This is a genomic window from Sulfitobacter sp. HI0027, from assembly GCF_001634775.1.
Classification (GTDB): domain Bacteria; phylum Pseudomonadota; class Alphaproteobacteria; order Rhodobacterales; family Rhodobacteraceae; genus Sulfitobacter.
Genome location: NZ_LWER01000337.1, coordinates 1 through 279 on the forward strand (window position 1 = coordinate 1; position 279 = coordinate 279).

At 59.5% G+C, this 279-nt stretch carries 1 pseudogene; it reads left to right on the forward strand.

Annotation, left to right across the window (positions count from 1 at the left end):
- Nucleotides 1-15: 15 nt before the first annotated feature.
- Nucleotides 16-279: pseudogene (locus tag A3722_RS16260) on the forward strand (radical SAM protein); the annotation flags it as partial.

The window sequence follows — 279 nt, forward strand, 5'->3', positions numbered from 1 at the left end:
ACGCAAGGACCAATCATGAAAGATACTGCGCAAGCAAACGAGGGCAAGTTCCTGAACCCGGCGGTGACCGCCAAGGGGGAACCGCGCGCCACCGTCGCTCTGCGCGGGGCGGAAACGCTTTGGTTCAACACGGGCACCCTGTGCAATATCGAATGTGTGAACTGCTACATCGCCTCCAGCCCCAAGAATGACGCGCTGGTCTATATCACCGCCGAAGAGGTACGCGACTATCTCGACCAGATTGTCGAGCGCGACTGGCCGGTGCGCGAAATCGCCTTT